Origin of the sequence: Bacillus cereus group sp. BcHK124 (genome assembly GCF_027712065.1) — a bacterium.
Lineage (GTDB): Bacteria > Bacillota > Bacilli > Bacillales > Bacillaceae_G > Bacillus_A > Bacillus_A pacificus.
The window spans coordinates 1-1,324 of sequence record NZ_JAQFPJ010000059.1 but is presented as its reverse complement, the minus strand read 5'-3'; the positions used below and the strand labels follow the sequence as shown (position 1 = coordinate 1,324).

Below are 1,324 nucleotides of genomic sequence, written 5' to 3'. Positions count from 1 at the left end.
TAAAAAACTATAAAAATTTACAATTACAGGTTTTATATTTTACAGAATTCAACCTATAATATTTTCAGGTGATGAAAAGGGGGAAAAGGATGAAAACAACACGTGCTTGTAAAATCAATTCTATTACAAAAGAACAAACGGAAGCTTTAATTACTTTGATCCGTACGTTCGAAAGTGCAAAACGATATAGTTTTAATCGTTTAATTGAAGGAGAAAACGAGAAAGAATTGATTAAAAAACTACAACTTAAATATTTGTTAAACAAACGTTTTTGTGAAGATGCAGTTTTGCAAGCACAAACCATCCTTTCCTCCCAAAAAGAACTTCTTCCTGTTTACCTAGAAAACAATCAAAAAAAATTAGAAAAAACATTACAAAAAAAAGATGATTATGAAAGTGGCAGGAAAAACCCAAAAAAAGTTTCATTAGAAATTTGTCTAATTGGATTAAGAAAAAGACAACAAAAATTAGAACAAAAAATTGAAATGTATGAAACACATATTAAAAATGGAACATTACCTCCTATTATTTTTGGTGGACGGAAAAATTTCTATGAAAGAATGAAAGATAAGATATCTAATCAAGAATGGAAAGATTTACGTACAAGGCAATTATATTCTCGCGGAGATAAAAGTAAAAAAGGGAATTTGAACATGCGCATTACAGTTGATGATTGTGGGCAAGGATGGTTAGAAATTGCAAATCCATTAGAACGAACAAATGGAAAAACAAAGAGCCCCCGAATCAAAGTTCCGATTATGATTCCATATCGTTTTTATCATCAAATTACAAATGTCGTTATGGGAAAGCAAATCGGTGTAAATTCAAAAGGAAAACCGATTATAGAGCATCAAAAATATAGTGTAGAAATCATTCGTAAACAAAATGAATTTTATGTAAATATTACGTTTGATGAAACAAAAATAGGTCGTGTACTAGATTTCAAGGAAACACCACAATCAGATGTAATTGCAGGAATTGATGTAAATCCGGACCGCATTGCAGTTAGTTTATGTACAAAACAAGGTAATTTTAAAGGTTCAAAAATTTTTTATCTACACAATCTGAATACATTTTCAACAAACAAACGCGCACCGATAATTGGACAAATCGTACAACCAATTAAAACATGGTTATTGGAAAACAATGTAGGTGGAATTGTTTTAGAAGATTTAAAGTTTCAACAATCTCATGATACTGACAAATACAGTAATCGTAATTTCCATCAATTTACGTATAAAAAGATGTTGAACAGTTTAATTCGTATGGCTCTTCGTAACGGATTTTCTGTTAAAACAGTAAACCCCGCTTATACAAGTGTGAT

Annotated in this window: 1 protein-coding gene; it reads left to right on the top strand. The window is 30.1% G+C overall.

The features are described 5' to 3' along the window. Positions 1 to 89 precede the first annotated feature (89 nt). The coding region (locus PDK19_RS27200) for an IS200/IS605 family accessory protein TnpB-related protein (RefSeq protein ID WP_270708208.1) at positions 90 to 1,324 on the top strand (1,235 nt) is incomplete at its 3' end.